The organism is Flavonifractor sp. An112 (assembly GCF_904377885.1).
Taxonomy (GTDB): domain Bacteria; phylum Bacillota; class Clostridia; order Oscillospirales; family Oscillospiraceae; genus Flavonifractor; species Flavonifractor avicola.
Genome location: NZ_CAJFGT010000058.1, coordinates 1 through 17,337, shown reverse-complemented (window position 1 = coordinate 17,337; position 17,337 = coordinate 1). Strand labels below are relative to the sequence as shown.

19 protein-coding genes are annotated in these 17,337 nt (G+C 58.4%); 16 read left to right on the top strand and 3 right to left on the bottom strand.

Features of this window, described 5'->3' with window-relative positions; all coding sequences use genetic code 11:
• From feoB to IHN22_RS09410, 8 genes are all read left to right on the top strand, one after another.
• The coding region (gene feoB, locus IHN22_RS09445) for a ferrous iron transport protein B (RefSeq protein WP_191434969.1) at positions 1–930 on the top strand (930 nt) is incomplete at its 5' end.
• A gap of 4 nt (positions 931–934) precedes the next feature.
• A complete protein-coding gene (locus tag IHN22_RS09440) occupies positions 935–1,099 on the top strand; it encodes a FeoB-associated Cys-rich membrane protein (RefSeq protein WP_087188550.1) in 165 nt (54 codons plus the stop codon).
• 12 nt (positions 1,100–1,111) lie between these two features.
• Positions 1,112–1,837: an NAD-dependent protein deacylase gene (locus IHN22_RS09435; RefSeq protein WP_191434967.1), complete on the top strand. Its 726-nt coding sequence runs from the start codon at positions 1,112–1,114 to the stop codon at positions 1,835–1,837.
• 12 nt (positions 1,838–1,849) lie between these two features.
• Positions 1,850–2,305 (top strand): AlbA family DNA-binding domain-containing protein, encoded by a 456-nt coding sequence (locus IHN22_RS09430; protein WP_191434965.1) that lies wholly within the window; start codon positions 1,850–1,852, stop codon positions 2,303–2,305.
• Positions 2,306–2,436: 131 nt separating this feature from the next.
• Complete coding sequence (locus IHN22_RS09425; RefSeq protein WP_087389169.1) at positions 2,437–3,363, top strand: helix-turn-helix domain-containing protein; 927 nt, start codon at positions 2,437–2,439, stop codon at positions 3,361–3,363.
• Between the two features lie 124 nt (positions 3,364–3,487).
• Positions 3,488–3,799 carry an ArsR/SmtB family transcription factor gene (locus IHN22_RS09420; RefSeq protein ID WP_191434963.1) on the top strand — a complete coding sequence of 104 codons (312 nt, stop codon included), beginning with the start codon at positions 3,488–3,490 and terminating at the stop codon, positions 3,797–3,799.
• Positions 3,800–3,888: 89 nt separating this feature from the next.
• A complete protein-coding gene (locus IHN22_RS09415) occupies positions 3,889–4,905 on the top strand; it encodes a permease (protein WP_191434961.1) in 1,017 nt (338 codons plus the stop codon).
• 35 nt (positions 4,906–4,940) lie between these two features.
• Positions 4,941–5,276, top strand: a complete 336-nt coding sequence (locus IHN22_RS09410) for a thioredoxin family protein (RefSeq protein WP_191434959.1) — start codon at positions 4,941–4,943, stop codon at positions 5,274–5,276.
• A gap of 62 nt (positions 5,277–5,338) precedes the next feature.
• On the opposite strand, the gene trxA is transcribed toward IHN22_RS09410, so the two are convergent.
• From trxA to IHN22_RS09395, 3 genes are read right to left on the bottom strand one after another with little or no spacing between them, the layout of a single operon-like run.
• Positions 5,339–5,653 (bottom strand): thioredoxin, encoded by a 315-nt coding sequence (trxA, locus tag IHN22_RS09405; RefSeq protein WP_087398503.1) that lies wholly within the window; start codon positions 5,651–5,653, stop codon positions 5,339–5,341.
• 26 nt (positions 5,654–5,679) lie between these two features.
• The gene (locus IHN22_RS09400; protein WP_191434956.1) at positions 5,680–6,537 is read right to left on the bottom strand and encodes an NAD(P)/FAD-dependent oxidoreductase; all 858 of its coding nucleotides are present in this window, start codon (positions 6,535–6,537) and stop codon (positions 5,680–5,682) included.
• Complete coding sequence (locus IHN22_RS09395) at positions 6,519–6,833, bottom strand: ArsR/SmtB family transcription factor (RefSeq protein ID WP_087188541.1); 315 nt, start codon at positions 6,831–6,833, stop codon at positions 6,519–6,521. The genes IHN22_RS09400 and IHN22_RS09395 overlap by 19 nt, the downstream gene beginning before the upstream one ends.
• A gap of 154 nt (positions 6,834–6,987) precedes the next feature.
• Here IHN22_RS09395 and IHN22_RS09390 point away from each other — a divergent pair, with 154 nt between their 5' ends.
• The 8 genes from IHN22_RS09390 (at position 6,988) to guaA (ending at position 17,182) form a co-directional block, all read left to right on the top strand.
• A complete protein-coding gene (locus IHN22_RS09390; protein ID WP_087188540.1) occupies positions 6,988–7,251 on the top strand; it encodes a metal-sensing transcriptional repressor in 264 nt (87 codons plus the stop codon).
• A gap of 20 nt (positions 7,252–7,271) precedes the next feature.
• Complete coding sequence (locus IHN22_RS09385; RefSeq protein WP_191434954.1) at positions 7,272–9,791, top strand: heavy metal translocating P-type ATPase; 2,520 nt, start codon at positions 7,272–7,274, stop codon at positions 9,789–9,791.
• A gap of 225 nt (positions 9,792–10,016) precedes the next feature.
• Positions 10,017–11,240, top strand: a complete 1,224-nt coding sequence (locus IHN22_RS09380; RefSeq protein WP_191434953.1) for a BMP family lipoprotein — start codon at positions 10,017–10,019, stop codon at positions 11,238–11,240.
• Positions 11,241–11,406: 166 nt separating this feature from the next.
• Positions 11,407–12,948, top strand: a complete 1,542-nt coding sequence (locus IHN22_RS09375; RefSeq protein WP_191434951.1) for an ABC transporter ATP-binding protein — start codon at positions 11,407–11,409, stop codon at positions 12,946–12,948.
• Positions 12,945–14,246: an ABC transporter permease gene (locus tag IHN22_RS09370; RefSeq protein ID WP_191434949.1), complete on the top strand. Its 1,302-nt coding sequence runs from the start codon at positions 12,945–12,947 to the stop codon at positions 14,244–14,246. The genes IHN22_RS09375 and IHN22_RS09370 overlap by 4 nt, the downstream gene beginning before the upstream one ends.
• Positions 14,243–15,274, top strand: coding sequence for an ABC transporter permease (locus tag IHN22_RS09365; protein WP_087188535.1), 1,032 nt, complete (start codon positions 14,243–14,245; stop codon positions 15,272–15,274). The genes IHN22_RS09370 and IHN22_RS09365 overlap by 4 nt, the downstream gene beginning before the upstream one ends.
• 69 nt (positions 15,275–15,343) lie before the next feature.
• Entirely contained in the window at positions 15,344–15,805 is a 462-nt protein-coding gene (locus IHN22_RS09360; RefSeq protein WP_087328450.1) for a helix-turn-helix domain-containing protein, read from the top strand.
• An 81-nt stretch (positions 15,806–15,886) separates the two neighbouring features.
• Positions 15,887–17,182, top strand: coding sequence for a glutamine-hydrolyzing GMP synthase (gene guaA, locus IHN22_RS09355; protein WP_191434947.1), 1,296 nt, complete (start codon positions 15,887–15,889; stop codon positions 17,180–17,182).
• The last annotated feature ends 155 nt before the right edge of the window (positions 17,183–17,337 follow it).

Below are 17,337 nucleotides of genomic sequence, written 5' to 3'. Positions count from 1 at the left end.
CTGGAGGACTCGGGCTATATGGCCCGGGCCGCCTTCATCATGGACCGGCTGCTGCGGCGCTTCGGCCTCAGCGGCAAAGCCTTTATCCCTATGCTGATGGGCTTTGGCTGTACGGTGCCCGCCGTTATGGGCGCCCGCACCATGGAGAATGAGAAGGACCGCCGCATGACCATCATGCTGGTGCCCTTCATGTCCTGCTCCGCCCGGCTGCCGGTGTACGGCCTGCTCACCGCCGCCTTCTTCCCACGGTATGGCGGCCTGGTGGTGTTTTCCCTCTACTTCCTGGGCCTGATCTTCGCCATTCTCTCCGGCATCCTGCTGAAGAAACTGGTGTTCAAGGGTGAGCCCGCCGCCTTTGTGCTGGAGCTGCCCCCCTACCGCCTGCCCACCCTGAAGAACATCGCCCTCCATGTGTGGGAGAAGGTGAAGGGCTTCCTCATCAAGGCGGGCACTCTGATCCTGGCCATGAGCGTGCTGCTGTGGTTCCTCCAGACCTTCGGCTTTGAGGGCGGCGCCTTCGGTATGGTGTCCAACGAGGAATATTCCATCCTGGGCGCCATCGGGTCCTTCCTGGCCCCCCTCTTCGCGCCGCTGGGCTTCGGTACCTGGCAGGCGGCGGTGGCCCTCCTCTCCGGCCTGGTCGCCAAGGAGATGGTGGTGTCCTCCATGAGTATGTTCTACGGCTTCTCCGTCACCGCCAGCGGCACCGCCATTGCCGCGGCCCTGGGCGGCACGTTCCAGAGCCCCCTGGCGGCCTATTCCTTCCTGGTGTTTGTGCTGCTCTATGTGCCCTGTGTGGCGGCGGTGTCCACCATTCGCAAGGAGATGAACTCCGCCAAGTGGACTCTGGCCTCCATCTGCTGGCAGCTGGGGGCGGCCTGGCTGGGTTCCTTCCTGGTCTACCAGATCGGCTCTCTGTTTTTGAGGTAACGCTATGTTGAAATACCTGATCTACGCCGGGGTGGCCGTCCTCATTATCTGGGCGGCGGTCTACCTGATCTATCGCTTCCATCAGAATTTGAAGGGCAAGCGGGGGTGCGACTGCGGCGGCTGCTCCAGCTGCCCCCACACCTACTGCCGCCACCGGAAAGCACCGTAAGGAGGGTTTGGTATGGATCAAAAACTGGAACAGCTCCAGAAGTGGATCGACGAGAATGAGAATATCATCTTTTTCGGCGGGGCAGGTGTGTCCACCGAGAGCGGCATCCCTGATTTCCGCAGCGTGGACGGCCTGTACAACCAGCAATACCAGTATCCCCCGGAGACCATTCTGAGCCACACCTTCTTCCAGAAGAATCCGGAGGAGTTCTACCGCTTCTACCACAACAAGATGCTCTTTCCGGACGCCAAACCCAATGCGGCCCATCTGAAGCTGGCGGAGCTGGAGCGGGCGGGCAAGCTGAAAGCGGTGGTGACCCAGAACATTGACGGCCTTCACCAGGCGGCGGGCAGCGTCAACGTCTACGAGCTCCACGGCTCGGTCCACCGCAACTACTGCATGAAGTGCCGTCAGTTCTACGACCTGGACTTTATGATGGAGCAGAAGGGCGTGCCCCACTGCCCGGTGTGCGGCGGCATGATCAAGCCTGATGTGGTGCTCTATGAGGAGTCCCTGGACCAGGAGACCATCGAGGCCGCTGTGCTGGCCATCTCCCGGGCGGATATGCTCATCATCGGCGGCACCTCTCTGGCGGTGTATCCGGCGGCGGGTCTCATCCGCTACTACCGGGGGAACAAGCTGACCCTCATCAACAAGAGCCCCACCCCCTACGACAAGGAGGCCGACCTGGTGATTGCCGGACCTATCGGGGAGATCCTGGGCGGCGTGCGGGTATAGAGGAGCGAAACCATGTTTGATTTTACCCAGATCAGCCATTACCGGGAAAACAATCGCCTGGAGGCCAAGCTGGCCACCGGCGGCCTGCCCCACAGCATCTGGGAGACCTACTCCGCCTTTGCCAATAGCTACGGCGGGGTGATCCTGCTGGGGGTGGAGGAGCTGCCCGACCACAGCCTGCGGGTACAGGGCCTGCTGGACCCCCAGGGCATGGTGGAGGAGTTCATTGCCGGGCTGGACGATCCGGCAGTGGTGAGCCTCAACATCCTCCAGGAGGAGGACATCCAGATCCTCCATGTGGACGGCGGGGATATTGTGGCCATTACCGTGCCTATGGCGGAACAGGATCAGCGGCCGGTGTATATCGGGGGCAATCTCCGCAGAGGGTCCTACCGCCGCAGCGGAGACGGGGATTATCACTGTACCCAGGCGGAGCTGAACGCCATGCTGGGCGGCCGGTCCCACTGAGCACTTTTTGAGGGCAAAAAGCCTGATGCAACCGGAAGTTTACAGGAAAAAACCCAAACGCAACTGCAAATTGGTTTCAGTTGCGCTTGGGTTTTGATATGTTTTAGCCACCTTGAGAGGAGGCAGAGACCATGAGTTTTGGGACGAATCTACAATTTCTCCGGGACCGGGCCGGGATGACCCAGGAGGGACTGGCCGAGGCCCTTCAGGTGTCCCGGCAGTCGGTGAGCAAGTGGGAGTCGGATACCAGTTTTCCAGAAATGGAAAAATTACTGGTGCTGTGTGAGCTGTTCCACACCGACCTGGACACCCTGCTGCGGGGGGATGTGCGGGCCAATTATCAGACCGACGCCGTTGGATACGACCGTTTTATGAACTGGTTCTCCAATTGGATCGCCATGGCGACAGGGCTTATCATCCTGTCGGTGGGGGGCGCGCTGGGGCTCTACGGTGCGGTGGGTATGCCGGAGAATTGGGTGGCGGCGGTGCTCATCTCGGGGATCGCGGTGGCGGTGGCCATCCTGGTGATTGTCGGTATGCGCTATGATCGCTTTGAGAAGGAACACCCGGTCCTTCAGGATTTCTATACCAAAGAGCAGCGGGAGCGGTTCCTGAATCGCTATCCCTTCCTCATCGCTCTGCCTATCGTGGGCTTTTTCCTGGCGGTGGTGTGGCTGATCCTGCTGGGGGACAGTGCGGAGCTGATGGGTGATCGGGCGGAGGCTAAGGTAGCGGCGGTGTTCCTGATCATCATCGCGATTGGCGTGGCGGTGCTGGTATGGGCTGTCCTGCGGAAGGGCAAATATGAGATTGACCAGTGGAACAAGGAGCACGACCCCAGCCCGGAGGCGGTAGCTCAACGGAAGAAGGTGGGCAAGGTGTGCGGGGCCATCATGCTGGCCGCCACCGTGATTTACATGATTCTAGGGTTTGGCTCCATGGCCCTGGAAGGGGACTACGGTGGAAACTGGGGCTGGGCCTGGGGATGGATCGTCTATCCCATTGCCGGTGTGATCTGTGCGCTGGCTTCCCATCTGCTGGGAGAAGAGGATGAGTGAGAATAAGTGCCTGTCTCTGGTGAGATGGGCACTTTTTCTTGCGCCAAAAATAGCTGTTGACAGATGACCATCTATGGAGTATGATCTACACATCGAAAAAATTCGATTGATTGGAGGGGAGACCATGGACCGCCATGCTGAGGACGCCAGAATATTTAAAGCCTTTTGCGACCCCAACCGGCTGAAAATTCTGGAGCTGCTCCGTGGAGGAGAGAAGTGCGCCTGTGTGCTGCTGGAGGACCTGGAGATCAGCCAATCGACCCTGTCCTACCACATGAAGATCCTGTGTGATTCCGGTGTGGTGGTAGGGCATCCAGAGGGAAAGTGGATGCACTATGCCATCAGTGAGGAGGGCGCTCAGCGGGCCCGGGAGCGGCTTCAGGCTCTTACCAACAGCGGGGACGCTTCTGATACAGGGCGTGTTTGCCGAAAATAAAGCCATCGTTCGGACGGTGGCTTTTCTTATGAATATCATATCGATATATTTAGATCTATGAATATATCTGCTGGAAAGGGGATAGTTAGATGGATTTTTTAAGCGCTTTTGGCCGGTTTATCCAGGACCAGGTCCTGGGTATGCAGTGGCTCAACGAGCTAATCGGTGCCATACTGGAGGCGCTGGGCCTGAAGCTGGACAGCACTCTGGGCGGCAGTCTGCACTTTTTCATTTACGATACCATCAAAATTTTCATTCTGCTGTCGGTGCTGATTTTTGGCATATCCTATCTGCAAAGCTACTTCCCGCCGGAACGGACCAAGCGCATCTTGGGACGATTTCACGGGCTTGGGGCCAATACGGTGGCGGCTCTTCTGGGAACGGTGACCCCCTTTTGCTCCTGCTCTTCCATCCCGATTTTTATGGGATTTACCAGTGCCGGACTGCCTGTAGGGGTGACCTTTTCCTTTCTCATCTCCTCGCCCATGGTGGATCTGGGCTCGCTGGTACTGTTGATGAGCATTTTTGGTGCCCGCATAGCGGTGGTATATGTGGTGCTGGGCCTGGTGGTGGCGGTGATCGGAGGTACGCTGCTGGAAAAGCTGGGCATGGACCGGTATGTGGAGGACTTCATCAAAAATGCACCCAATATTGAGCTGGAAGGGGAGAAGCTGACTCGCCGAGACCGGGCGGCCTACGCCAAAGAGCAGCTGCTCAGCACCATCCGAAAGGTGACGCCCTATATTTTGATCGGGGTGGCCATCGGTGCAGTGATCCACAATGTGATTCCCCAGACCTGGGTGGAGACTGTACTGGGCAGCCGTAATCCCGCGGCGGTAATTTTGGCAACCCTGGTGGGGGTGCCCATGTACGCCGATATATTTGGTACCATCCCGGTGGCGGAGAGCCTGCTGTTTAAAGGAGCCAGCCTGGGAACCATCCTGTCCTTCATGATGGCGGTGACCACGCTGAGCCTGCCCTCGCTCATCATGCTGAAGAAGGCGGTGAAGCCCCGGCTGCTGGCGGCTTTTATCGGGATCTGCACGGCAGGCATTATTCTGGTGGGCTATTTCTTCAATTTCTTTCAATATTTTTTCGTAATCTGAGAACCATATCAAATCATTCATGGAGGTAACTTGTAATGGGACTGTTTGGATTTGGCAAGAAGGAAAAGAACAGCTGCTGCTGTGCCTGCGGCTGCGGCGGCAGCGCCGCGCCTGAGCAGACGGAGGCATCCATTCTCATCCTGGGTTCCGGCTGTCAGAACTGCCGGACGCTGGAGGCAAATACCCGGGCGGCGCTGGAGCGGATGGGAGACACACAGTCTACCATCGGCCATGTCACCGACTTTACCCAGATCGCTCAGTACGGGATCATGACTACGCCCGGCCTGGTGGTGGATGGAAAAGTGGTGTCCTATGGTAAGGTGCTCAAGCCGGAGGAAATTGAGGCTCTGCTGAAAAAGGTGCGGGGCTGATCGGTACAACAAAAGGGCTGCCGCCAGATTTGGCGGCAGCCCTTTTTGCTGCACGAATGATATTACAGGTTGGCATCCAGCACGGCGGTGTAGGCCTGGGGAGGCATGACGCCCACCTTGCGGTCAAACTCCTTGCCGTCCTTCAGGAAAATGACGGTGGGGATGCTCATGACACCGAAGCGCATGGCCAGGTCGGGCTCGTCGTCCACGTTGACCTTGCCCACCAGGGCTTTGCCCTCGTACTTGCCCGCCAGATCCTCCATCACGGGGGCCAGCATCTTGCAGGGACCGCACCAGGAAGCCCAGAAATCCACCATGGAGATACCATTGGAAACCGCCTTGTCAAAAGCCTCATTGGTCAGATGAATGATAGACATAGATAACATCCTTTCTCTGTATCAAATCAATTTGAATTGCTTATGTGGTCTACGTATTCCGCAGCCCGCAGGCCGGCCACCAGGCCTTCGCCCACGGCTTTGGATACCTGGAGCGGGAGGCCGGTGCAATCGCCGGCGGCAAAGACGCCGGGGACATTGGTAGCCATGTTCCGGTCCACCTGGATGTATCCGCCCTCCAGCGTCAGGCCGGGGAGCAGATCGGCGGGAGCCACCGAGGGGCGGAGGATGAACACACCCTCACAGGGAATGGTGGTGCTGCCGGCCCGAATGGATTCCACCTTGCTGCTGCCGGTAATCTCCACCTTGGGAGCCTTCACATAGGGAATGTCGGGCCGCAGGCCGTCGGGGGCCTTGTCGCTGACGTAGGTGACCTTACATCCCAGCTCCTGGAGGTAGTTGGCCTCCTGAGGGGCGTCGGCGGCTTTACCCACCACAACGACTTCCTTGCCCCGGTAGAGCATTCCGTCGCAGGTGGCGCAGTAGCTGACGCCCCGGCCCAGATACTCCGCCTCGCCGGGATACTTGTTGGCCCACACCACGCCGGTAGCTAGAATGATGGCCCGGGCCTGTTCCATCTCAGAACCGATGCTGAGATAGAATGTGTCGCCCATGGGCATGATATTCAGAACACGGCCCTCTTTTCGTTCGGCCCCCATTTCCCGGGCGTGGGCGTGGAACCGATCCAGCAGTTCCTGTCCGCTGGCTTGGGGAAAGCCCAGGTAGTTTTCGATGCGTGGGGTTTTATAGAGGGGATTATCCCGGTCGTCACCGCCCACCACCAGCACCGATTTATTTCGAACCCGTGCCTGGACGGCGGCCGACAGGCCGGCAGGGCCGCTGCCGATTACTGCGATGTCGTACAATGGTATTCCTCCTCACACTCTCCGAACAGAGCGGCAATCACAGCCGCTGTCTGAGGATCGGAGACCTCGTAATAGACCTCGTTGCCCGAACGGGCCGCCTTTACGATACCAGCGGCCTTCAGGCGCATCAGGTGCTGGGAGATGCAGGACTGGGACTGACCGGTGTTGGCTTCCATGCAGCCCACGTTGCGGCAGCCGCAGTGGAGCAGGCCCCGGACGATCCGCAGTCGGACGGGATGGGACAGGGCCTTCAGCAGCTCCGCCTTCTCCAGATAGATGGAATCCGTACCTTCCATAGGATCACCTCCCTGTCTTGATCTGTATATTATTATATTCAAATATTCTAATATGTCAACCCCTTTTTTCCTACTTTTTTCCGGGACTTTTCGACAGGGGAGGTTGACACGACTAACTGATGATGCTATACTACACCCCAGGGGGGTGTCTGATATGATGGCAGACCAGAAAACAGTCCTCCGGCTGCTGCGTACCGCCCGGGGACAGATTGACGGAATTATAAAAATGGTGGAAGAGAATCGATATTGTATCGATATCTCCCAGCAGCTTATGGCTACGGAAGCTATTTTGAACCGTACCAATAAAGAGATCCTGGCGGCCCATCTCAAGCACTGCGTTCAGGAGGCGGAAACGCCGGAGGAGCGCAGCCAGAAGGTGGATGAGTTTATCGGCACGCTGGGCAAGATTTTAAAGTAGAAAGACGATATGGTGAGACCATGAAGCAAAAGTTCGATGTACAAGGCATGACCTGCGCGGCGTGTTCGGCTCATGTGGAAAAGGCCGTGTGCAAAGTGGCCGGCGTGGACGGGGTCAATGTGAATCTGCTGGGCAACTCCATGGTGGTGGACTACGACGAGGGTGTCACCGACGCCGGGCAGATCATCCACGCGGTGGAGGAGGCGGGCTACGGAGCCTCCCTCCCGGCAGTCAAAGGAGTGACGGCCCAGCCTAAGCAGGTCAATAGGATGGAGGTGGAGGCCGCCGGTATGAAGCGACGGTTTTTGACCTCCCTCATTTTCCTGGTGCCTCTCTTCTATATCGCCATGGGCCACATGATGGGCTGGCCTCTGCCCGCCTTTTTCCACGATCCGGGCAATGTGTTTGTGGTGGCTCTGATTCAGTTCCTGCTTACCCTGCCCATTATGTATATCAACGACAAATACTATAAGGTAGGCTTTAAAACGTTGTGGCACCGCTCACCCAACATGGACTCCCTGATTGCCCTGGGGTCCTCCGCTGCCGTGATCTACGGCGTGGCCGCCCTGCTCCAGATCGCTTGGGGCCTGGGCCACGGAGATCAGGCCCGGGTGGACAAGTGGTCCATGGATCTGTACTTTGAGTCAGCCGGTATGATCCTTACCCTCATTACCCTGGGCAAGTGGCTGGAGACCCGGTCCAAAGGAAAGACCAGTCAGGCCATTACCCGTCTGATGGATCTGGCCCCTAAAACCGCTGCTGTTCTGCGGAATGGAGCAGAGGTGGAGATCCCGGTGGAAGAGGTAACGATGGGCGACCTGGTGGTGGTGCGTCCCGGCGGCCGCATCCCGGTGGACGGGATCGTGGTGGAAGGGAACTCCTCGGTGGACGAGTCTGCTCTCACCGGTGAGTCCCTGCCAGTGGAGAAGGGGACCGGCGACCAGGTAGCCGCCGCTACCATCAATAAATCCGGTTACTTTGTGTTCCGGGCCACCCGGGTAGGGGAGGACACCACCCTGGCCCAGATGATCAAATTGGTGGAGGAGGCCTCTGCCTCCAAGGCACCCATTGCCAAACTGGCCGACAAGGTGGCTGGGGTCTTTGTACCGGTGGTGATCGGCATCGCTCTGGTGACGGCGGTGGTGTGGTTTGTTCTTACCCGGTCCATTGAGTCTGCCCTCACCGCCGGAGTGGCGGTGCTGGTGATCTCCTGCCCCTGCGCCCTGGGCCTGGCTACTCCGGTGGCCATTATGGTGGGTACCGGCAAGGGCGCGGAAAACGGCATCCTCATTAAATCCGCCGAGGCGTTGGAAACCCTCCACACGGTCCGTACCGTGGTGGTGGACAAGACAGGCACCCTGACTCAGGGAAAACCGGCGGTCACCGACTGCATCCCAGCGGAGGGGGTGACGGAGGAGGAACTGCTGTGCGTAGCGGCCTCTTTGGAGAAGCCCTCTGAGCATCCACTGGCCGAGGCCATCCTGACCGAGGCGGAGAAGCGAAACATTCCTCTGGCTCCCATCCAGGACTTTCAGGCCCTGTCCGGACGGGGGGTCCGGGGCACGCTCCACGGTGTTCCCGTGCTGGCGGGCAACCGGGCCATGCTGGAGGAGGCGGGCATTTCCCTGGAGGGCTTTGGCGACAGGGGAGAAGCTCTGGCACAAAACGGCAAGACCCCGCTGTACTTTGCCGAGCATGGTAAGGTGTTGGGGATTGTAGCTGTGGCCGATCCTCCCAAACCCACCAGTGCCGCAGCCATCCGAGGCTTCCGGGAGCTGGGTATCGACGTGGTCATGCTCACCGGCGACAACCGGCGTACCGCCGAGGCGGTAGGCCGGGAGCTGGGGGTTACTCAGGTGATTGCTGAGGTGCTGCCCCAGGATAAGGAGAAGGTGGTGGCCGAGCTCCAGGCCCAGGGGAAGCGGGTGGCCATGATCGGCGACGGTATCAACGACGCCCCAGCCCTGGCCCGGGCCGATGTGGGCATGGCCATCGGGGCGGGCACCGACGTGGCTATCGAGTCGGCCGACGTGGTGCTGATGAAGAGCGACCTGCTGGACGCGGTCACCGCCGTGCGCCTGTCCAAAAAGGTGATTCGCAATATCAAGGAGAACCTGTTCTGGGCCTTTATTTATAACATCATCGGCATCCCGCTGGCCGCCGGGGTATGGTTCCCCATCACCGGCTGGCAACTCTCTCCCATGTTCGGCGCCGCTGCTATGAGCCTCAGCTCGGTGTGTGTGGTGTCCAACGCCCTGCGTCTGAAGTTTTTCCGGCCCCTCCATCCCGAGGCGCCGGCGGAGCAAATTGAAACACAGAAAGGAACGAGTACCATGACCAAGACTATGACCATCAACGGAATGATGTGCGCCCATTGCCAGGCCCATGTGGAGAAGGCGCTCAATGCCATCGACGGTGTGACCGCCACTGTGGATCTGGCCGCCAAGACCGCCACCGTTACTCTGAGTAAGGATGTGGCGGACGAGGTATTGAAGAACGCTGTTACGGAAGCAGGCTACGAAGTGGTCTCCATTCAGTGACAAATTATGGCAAAGGAGCGGCAGAAGGCCGCTCCTTTGCCATTTTTACTGGGAGAGCTAGGAAAACAGCGTTGAGAATTTGTAAAAATTGAATGGTTTGTGTAAATTGTAGGTTGCCCTTTTTTCGGGAACAGAGTATAATAAGACCAAGCTCAGGGAGGAGAAACAACGCCGTTGCAGACCGACCTGGGCGATTTGTGTGATATGAAAGGAAGGTAGATCACATTGAAGAAGTCTAAGAAGCTCCTTGCGCTGCTGCTCTCTCTTGCGATGATCGTGGGCCTGGCAGCCTGTGGCGGTGGTGGCGGTACCACCGAGACCCCCAGCGGCAACAGTGAGACTCCCGGCAACGTGGAGACCACCCCCGGCAACAGCGAGACCCCCGGCGGCGAGGCTGCCACTGATCCCGACTCCATCCCCGACACCATGACCTCTGAGGACGGCAAGTATCAGGTGGCTTTCGTCACTGACGTGGGCCAGCTGAAGGACAAGTCCTTCAACCAGGGTACCTTCGACGGCGTGAAGCTGTATGCTGCCGCCAACGGCCTGTCCTACAAGTACTATCAGCCCGCCAACGGCAGCGAGGCTACCGACGATGACCGTTATGATGCCATGAAGGCCGCCGTGGACGGCGGTGCCGAAGTGGTTGTCTGCGCCGGCTACCTGCAGGAGGCTGCTCTGAAGAAGGCCGCCATCGACAATCCCGACGTTCCCTTCGTCTTTATCGACGGCTATCCCCTCACCGATGACGCTGGCAACACCCTGACCAACGTGGCCGGCATCGCCTTCAAGGAAGAGCAGGCTGGTTACCTGGCCGGCTATGCCGCTGTGAAGGACGGCTTCACCAAGCTGGGCTTCTCCGGCGGCGGCGGCGGCACCAACCCTGCCTGCTGCCGTTTCGGCTACGGCTATGTCCAGGGCGCCAATGACGCCGCTAAGGAACTGGGCACCAACGTTGAGATGAACTACTCCTGGCAGTACGGCGCCACCTTCTCCGGCTCCACCGAGCTGCAGACCATGATCAGCGGCTGGTATGCCAACGGCACCGAGATCGTCTTTGCCTGCGGCGGCTCCATGTTCCAGTCCATCGCCGCTGCCGCTTCCGCCAATGACGGCTATGTCATCGGCGTGGACGTGGACCAGTCCGGCGAGTCCGATTACGTTGTTACCTCCGCCATGAAGGGTCTGTCCGACGCTGTGCAGTGGGCCGTGGGTCACGTCTATGACGGCACCTTCGACACCATCGGCGGCGCTGCTACCTCTCTGGGCGTGAACGAGAACGCCGTTGAGCTGCCCACCGCTGACAGCTCCTGGCGCTTCGAGACCTTCACCGTGGAGGAGTACGAGGCTCTGTATCAGCAGATGCTGGACGGCTCTCTGGTTGTGGACGCCGACTATGAGAAGCTGGAGTCCACCGATTGGAGCAACCTGACTCTGAACGTCATCTGATTATCAGTCCATCCGGAGGGCGCCCTGCGGAATTCCGCAGGGCGCTCTTTCTTTTTCCGCAGAAGGAGACTCAGAAATTGGAGAATAGAACAAATTTCTTGAGTTTCTCCTACCGATATTGTATAATAAAAACAACCAACTCACGGAGGAGGGCGGGATAAGGATTATGGAGACTGAGAACATCATTGAGATGCTCCACATTACCAAGGAATTTCCTGGTATCATCGCCAACGACGACATCACCCTCCAGCTGCGCAGAGGAGAGATCCATGCGCTGCTGGGCGAAAACGGCGCGGGAAAATCGACTCTGATGAGCGTGCTTTTCGGCCTGTATCAGCCGGAGGCAGGAGAGATCCGCAAAAATGGCGAGAAAGTAAAGATCAATAACCCCAACGACGCTACGGCGTTGGGCATCGGCATGGTGCACCAGCACTTCAAGCTGATCGATGTATTTACGGTGCTGGACAATATCATTCTGGGCGCGGAGACCACTAAGCTGGGCTTCCTGCAGAAGAAAGAGGCCCGGAAAAAGGTGGAGGAGATCTCCAAGAAATACGGCCTGAGCGTGGATCTGGACGCCAAGGTGGAGGATATCACGGTCGGTATGCAGCAGCGGGTAGAGATTCTGAAAATGCTCTACCGGGACAATGAGATCCTCATTTTTGACGAGCCTACCGCCGTACTGACTCCCCAGGAGATCGACGAGCTGATGGCCACCATGCGTGAGTTTGCCAAGGAGGGGAAGAGCATCCTCTTCATCTCCCACAAGCTCAACGAGATCATGGCTGTGGCCGATCGGGTCACCGTACTGCGCAAGGGCAAGTATGTGGGCACGGTGAATACCAAAGACACCGACAAGCAGTCCCTGTCCAATATGATGGTGGGCCGGCCGGTTCAGCTTCAGGTGGAAAAGACGCCTGCCACGCCCGGCGAGGTGGTGCTTTCTGTCGAGGGGATGACGGTGCCCTCTCATACCCATAAGCGCAATGCGGTCAATGACGTATCTTTCCAGGTCCGCAAGGGTGAAATTGTATGTATTGCGGGCATCGACGGCAACGGCCAGAGCGAACTGGTATACGGCCTTGCCGGTTTGGAGAAGTGCAGCGGCGGTTCTATCCAGCTGTGCGGAAAGGAAATCAGTCACTGCTCCATTCATCAGCGCGGGGAGAACATGAGCCACATTCCTGAGGACCGGCATAAGCACGGCCTGGTTCTGGACTTTACCCTGGAGCAGAACATGGTACTCCAGCGGTTCCGGGAGCCCAGATTCCAGCACCTGGGATTTATCAAGAAGGGTGAGGTACGGAAGTATGCCGAGGCCCTGATCGAGCAATATGACGTGCGTTCCGGCCAGGGACCGGTGACCATTGCCCGGTCTATGTCGGGCGGTAACCAGCAGAAGGCCATCATTGCCCGGGAAGTGGATCGGGACAAGCCCCTGCTGATTGCGGTGCAGCCCACCCGCGGCCTGGACGTGGGCGCCATCGAGTATATCCACAAGCAGCTGGTGGCTGAGCGGGACAAGGGCCGTGCTGTGTTGTTGGTCTCCCTGGAGCTGGACGAGGTTATGAGTCTTTCCGACCGCATCCTGGTTATGTACGAGGGTGAGATCGTGGGTGAGCTTGACCCGAAGACCACCACCGTCCAGGAGCTGGGCCTCTATATGGCCGGCGCCAAGCGGACAGAGAAGGAGGGGAAAGGCGCGTGAAAGAGAGAGGTTCCACCTTACTACAAAAAGAGGGTACCAAATCGGTGCTGGCTTCGCTGATCGCCATCCTCATCGGCCTGGCAGTGGGCGCCATCATCATCCTGATCGTCGGTATCTTCAACCCCAGCTTGGGGATTAAGGGTGCGCTGGAGGGCGTTCAGCTGGTATTCGGCGGCCTGTTCAGCACCGGACGCAGCGCGGCTGGTGCCCTTACGTTCGGATTTAACTCCACCAACATGGGCAATATGCTCTTCCGGGCTACGCCTCTGATCCTCACCGGTCTCTCGGTGGCAGTGGCCTTCAAGACCGGCCTGTTCAACATCGGTGCACCCGGTCAGTATCTGATGGGTACGGCGGCCACTTTGATCCTGGCCCTGTCTATCCCCACCAGCGTGGTGCCTGCTCCCTTGGTGTGGGTGATCGCCTTTGTGGGCGGCTGCCTGGCTGGTGCCATCTGGGGTTGTATCCCCGGCCTGGTCAAGGCCTTCCTCAACATCAATGAGGTGCTGGCCTGTATCATGACCAACTGGATCGCCGCCAACCTGGTAACCTGGCTGTTTGACAATGGCAGCCTGTTTGCCAACCTCCAGAACCATGTGGAGAACACCAAGACGGCCTATATCTATAAGACTTCGTTTAACGGTGTGCAGACGGCCAAGCTGGGGCTGGACAAGATCTTCCCCGGTTCCCAGGTCAATGGCGGTATTGTGGTGGCGATCATCATTGCCATCCTGATCTTTATCCTTATGACCAAGACCACCCTGGGCTATCAGCTGAAGGCCTGTGGCGCCAACCGCCATGCCGCCCGGTATGCAGGTATTGCGGACAAGCGCAATATCGTGCTGTCTATGGCTATTGCCGGTGCCCTGTCCGGTGCTGCTGCCTCCCTGTACTACCTGTCCGGTAACACCGAGTTCTACTGGACCTCTGCTTACCAGACCCTGCCCGCCACCGGCTTTAACGGTATCCCCGTGGCCCTGCTGGCGGCCAGCCATCCCATCGGCGTTATTTTTGCCGGCTGCTTCATGTCCATGCTGGATATTGTGGGCCTGCAGCTGACCAACCTGACCGCCTACAACGAATATATTACCGACGTAATCATTGCCATCATCGTTTACCTCAGCGCTTTCTCTCTGGTGATCCGGATGCTCATCAGCGGCCATAAGAAGCGTAAGAATGCCAAGGTGCAGACGGTGGCCGCAACCACAGAGCCGCTTCCGGCGGATACACCGCCGGGCACGCCGCCGGATACGCCCCCGGACAGCGCCGCTGTGGAGGAAGGAGGCGGTGAAGCATGACGTTCCTCATTCAGCAGACTTTGATCTATGCCGTGCCTCTGATGATCGTGGCACTGGCCGGCGTGTTCGCCGAGCGCAGCGGTATCATCAACCTGGCCCTTGAAGGTATTATGATCTTCGGTGCCTTTGCTGGCGTACTGTTTGTGCGGCTGATGCAGCAGGCTGGCTTCTATGTAGATGCCAAGGCTGCCGGTGACTGGGTAGCCCTCCAGGGCTTTATGATCCTGGCTATGGTAGTTGCCGCGGTGCTGGGCGCCATTTTCTCCCTGCTGCTCTCCTTCGCATCTGTGAATCTGAAGGCTGACCAGACGATTGGCGGTACCGCTCTGAACCTGCTGGCTCCCGCCCTGGTGCTCTTCTTCATCCGCATCGTGGCCAACCAGAACACCCTGCAGATGGCGGAGGGCGACGCGGCCAGCTACTTCATGATCAAAAAGAGCTTCTTTGGATACGGACGCAGCGAGGAGATGGGCTTCTTCGGCTCCACCTTCATTGATAAGACCTATCTGGCCACTTATATCTGCATCATCCTGTTTGTCATCCTGTCCATTCTGCTCTACAAGACCCGCTTTGGTCTGCGGCTGCGCTCCTGCGGTGAAAATCCCCAGGCTGCCGACTCTCTGGGCATCAATGTGTACAAGATGCGCTATGCCGGTACCACCATCTCCGGTGCCCTGGCCGGTATGGGCGGCTTTGTGTACGCCCTTACCACCGCCAACTGTGCCTCCACCGGCGAGGTGGCAGGCTTCGGCTTCCTGGCCCTGGCGGTTATGATCTTCGGTAACTGGAAGCCCCTGAACATCGCCGGTGCAGCCCTGCTGTTCGGCTTGTTCAAATGTATCGCCGCCTCTTACACCAGCATCGATATCAACGGTGACGGTGTGTTTATGCTGGCGGAGATCGGTGTCAGCCCCCATTTGTACCGGATGCTGCCCTACCTGATCACCCTGATCGTACTGGCCTTTACTTCCAAGAAGTCCAGAGCGCCCAAGGCAGAGGGTATTCCCTACGACAAGGGACAGCGGTAAATCACACACAGACGAAAGGGGCCATCCGGCCCCTTTCGTTTTGCATATTGGAAAAAGGAGAGATAAAACATGGTTACGATGGCACAACGGATTGAGGCCCTGCGGGACGAGGCGGGCCTGTCCCGCCCCGCACTGGCGTCAGCCTTGGGTTTTCCCAAAAACGCCATTGAAAAGTTTGAGACTGGCCGTGCTACCCCAACTAAAGACCAGCAGGAGAAGATGGCGGCCTATTTTGGCGTGTCGCTGTTCTACCTGCGGGGGGAGAGCGGGGATCGTACTCGCCAGGAGGACTGGATGAGCGGCGGCCTGACCGCCGCGGAGGAGGAGCCGGTATATCGCCCCGCGCCGGTCAAGCGGCCCAAGGCGGAGTCGGCATCCAGCGGCGGCGGCGCTACCATGCTGGATGCCCTCTTCTCCAGCAAACAGGCCAAGGATCAGTTCAAGGCCATGGTGCTGGAGGTTCTTCGGTCTCCGGAGGGACAGGAGGTCATTGCCCAGGCGGTGTGGAAGGAGCTGGCAAAACGCCGCTGACAGGTTTTCACAGGCTGGAGAATGTGATATAATGTCAAAAAGCGCCGCCGCCGACCGCGCATAGAACAGGGAGGTACTGCAATGAAGCAGGACATGATTCTGATCCTGGACCTTGGCAGCAAGGAGAACGCCAAAATTGCCCGAGAGGTTCGGGCGCTGGGTGTTTACAGTGAGATTCATCCCCATGACATTACCCTGGCAGAGGTTCAAGCTTTACCCAACGTGAAGGGCATCATTCTCAACGGCGGTCCCAACCGGGTGGTGGACGGCGTGGAGATTGACGTTTCCAAGGAGATTTATAACTGTGAGCTGCCGGTATTGATGGTCGACCACAAGGGGGACGCCCCCTGGCCGGAGGATGACGAGGCCCGGAAGCAGGCCCTGTCCAACTTCGTCTTTGGCGTGTGCGGTGCCGAGGCCAACTGGAATATGGACAACTTTATTGCCGACCAAATCGAGCTGATCCGCCGGCAGGTGGGAGATAAAAAGGTTTTGCTGGCCTTGTCCGGCGGTGTAGACTCCTCGGTGGTGGCCGCCCTGCTTATCAAGGCCATCGGCAAGCAGCTCACCTGCGTTCACGTCAACCACGGCCTGCTCCGCAAGGGCGAGCCGGAGCAGGTGATCCAGGTATTCCGCCATGAGATGGATGCCAACCTGATCTATGTGGACGCAGTGGACCGGTTCCTGGACAAGCTGGCCGGGGTGGCTGATCCGGAGCAGAAGCGTAAGATCATCGGCGGTGAGTTTATCCGGGTGTTTGAGGAAGAGGCCCGGAAGCTGGAAGGCATCTCCTTCCTGGGCCAGGGCACCATCTATCCCGATATTATTGAGTCGGGCACCAAGACAGTGAAAGCGGTGAAGAGCCACCACAACGTAGGCGGCCTGCCGGAGGACCTTGACTTTGAACTGGTGGAGCCCCTGAAGATGCTCTTCAAGGACGAGGTGCGTGCCTGTGCCTGCGGCAAGGCCCTGGGCCTGCCCGACAACATGGTCTACCGCCAGCCCTTCCCCGGCCCCGGCCTGGGGGTGCGGTGCCTGGGCGCCATCACTCGGGATCGTCTGGAGGCGGTGCGGGAGTCGGACGCAATCCTGCGGGAGGAGTTTGCCAAAAACGGTCTGGAGGGCAAGGTGTGGCAGTACTTCACTGCCATTCCCGATATCAAGAGCGTTGGTGTCCGGGATGGCAAGCGGGCTGACGAGTGGCCGGTTATCATCCGTGCGGTGAATACGGTGGATGCTATGACCGCCACGGTGGAGGATCTGCCTTTTGCCCTGCTGCAGCATATTACCCACCGGATTACCCATGAGGTACCGGGCGTCAACCGGGTACTCTATGATCTGACGCCGAAGCCCACGGGAACCATTGAGTGGGAATGATTTCAGAGGCCCGGAAAAGCCTGAAATGACTGGGTTTTTGAAGGGTTAAGGCCCTTTGTGGCAACGATTTGGCAACATTTTTTCATTATTCATAAAAAGAGAGCTAACTGATTTTGATTAGTCAGTTAGCTCTCTTTTTCTTTTTATTATTATTT

Excerpts from the sequence above, each read along its gene's own strand:
- IHN22_RS09385 (WP_191434954.1), top strand. The coding sequence starts at position 7,272 with ATGAAGCAAAAGTTCGATGTACAAGGCATGACCTGCGCGGCGTGTTCG.
- IHN22_RS09430 (WP_191434965.1), top strand. The coding sequence starts at position 1,850 with ATGTTTGATTTTACCCAGATCAGCCATTACCGGGAAAACAATCGCCTG.
- IHN22_RS09435 (WP_191434967.1), top strand. The coding sequence starts at position 1,112 with ATGGATCAAAAACTGGAACAGCTCCAGAAGTGGATCGACGAGAATGAG.
- IHN22_RS09410 (WP_191434959.1), top strand. The coding sequence starts at position 4,941 with ATGGGACTGTTTGGATTTGGCAAGAAGGAAAAGAACAGCTGCTGCTGT.
- IHN22_RS09390 (WP_087188540.1), top strand. The coding sequence starts at position 6,988 with ATGATGGCAGACCAGAAAACAGTCCTCCGGCTGCTGCGTACCGCCCGG.
- IHN22_RS09360 (WP_087328450.1), top strand. The coding sequence starts at position 15,344 with ATGGTTACGATGGCACAACGGATTGAGGCCCTGCGGGACGAGGCGGGC.
- IHN22_RS09425 (WP_087389169.1), top strand. The coding sequence starts at position 2,437 with ATGAGTTTTGGGACGAATCTACAATTTCTCCGGGACCGGGCCGGGATG.
- IHN22_RS09440 (WP_087188550.1), top strand. The coding sequence starts at position 935 with ATGTTGAAATACCTGATCTACGCCGGGGTGGCCGTCCTCATTATCTGG.
- IHN22_RS09365 (WP_087188535.1), top strand. The coding sequence starts at position 14,243 with ATGACGTTCCTCATTCAGCAGACTTTGATCTATGCCGTGCCTCTGATG.
- IHN22_RS09375 (WP_191434951.1), top strand. The coding sequence starts at position 11,407 with ATGGAGACTGAGAACATCATTGAGATGCTCCACATTACCAAGGAATTT.
- trxA (WP_087398503.1), bottom strand. The coding sequence starts at position 5,653 with ATGTCTATCATTCATCTGACCAATGAGGCTTTTGACAAGGCGGTTTCC.
- IHN22_RS09415 (WP_191434961.1), top strand. The coding sequence starts at position 3,889 with ATGGATTTTTTAAGCGCTTTTGGCCGGTTTATCCAGGACCAGGTCCTG.
- IHN22_RS09420 (WP_191434963.1), top strand. The coding sequence starts at position 3,488 with ATGGACCGCCATGCTGAGGACGCCAGAATATTTAAAGCCTTTTGCGAC.
- IHN22_RS09395 (WP_087188541.1), bottom strand. The coding sequence starts at position 6,833 with ATGGAAGGTACGGATTCCATCTATCTGGAGAAGGCGGAGCTGCTGAAG.
- guaA (WP_191434947.1), top strand. The coding sequence starts at position 15,887 with ATGAAGCAGGACATGATTCTGATCCTGGACCTTGGCAGCAAGGAGAAC.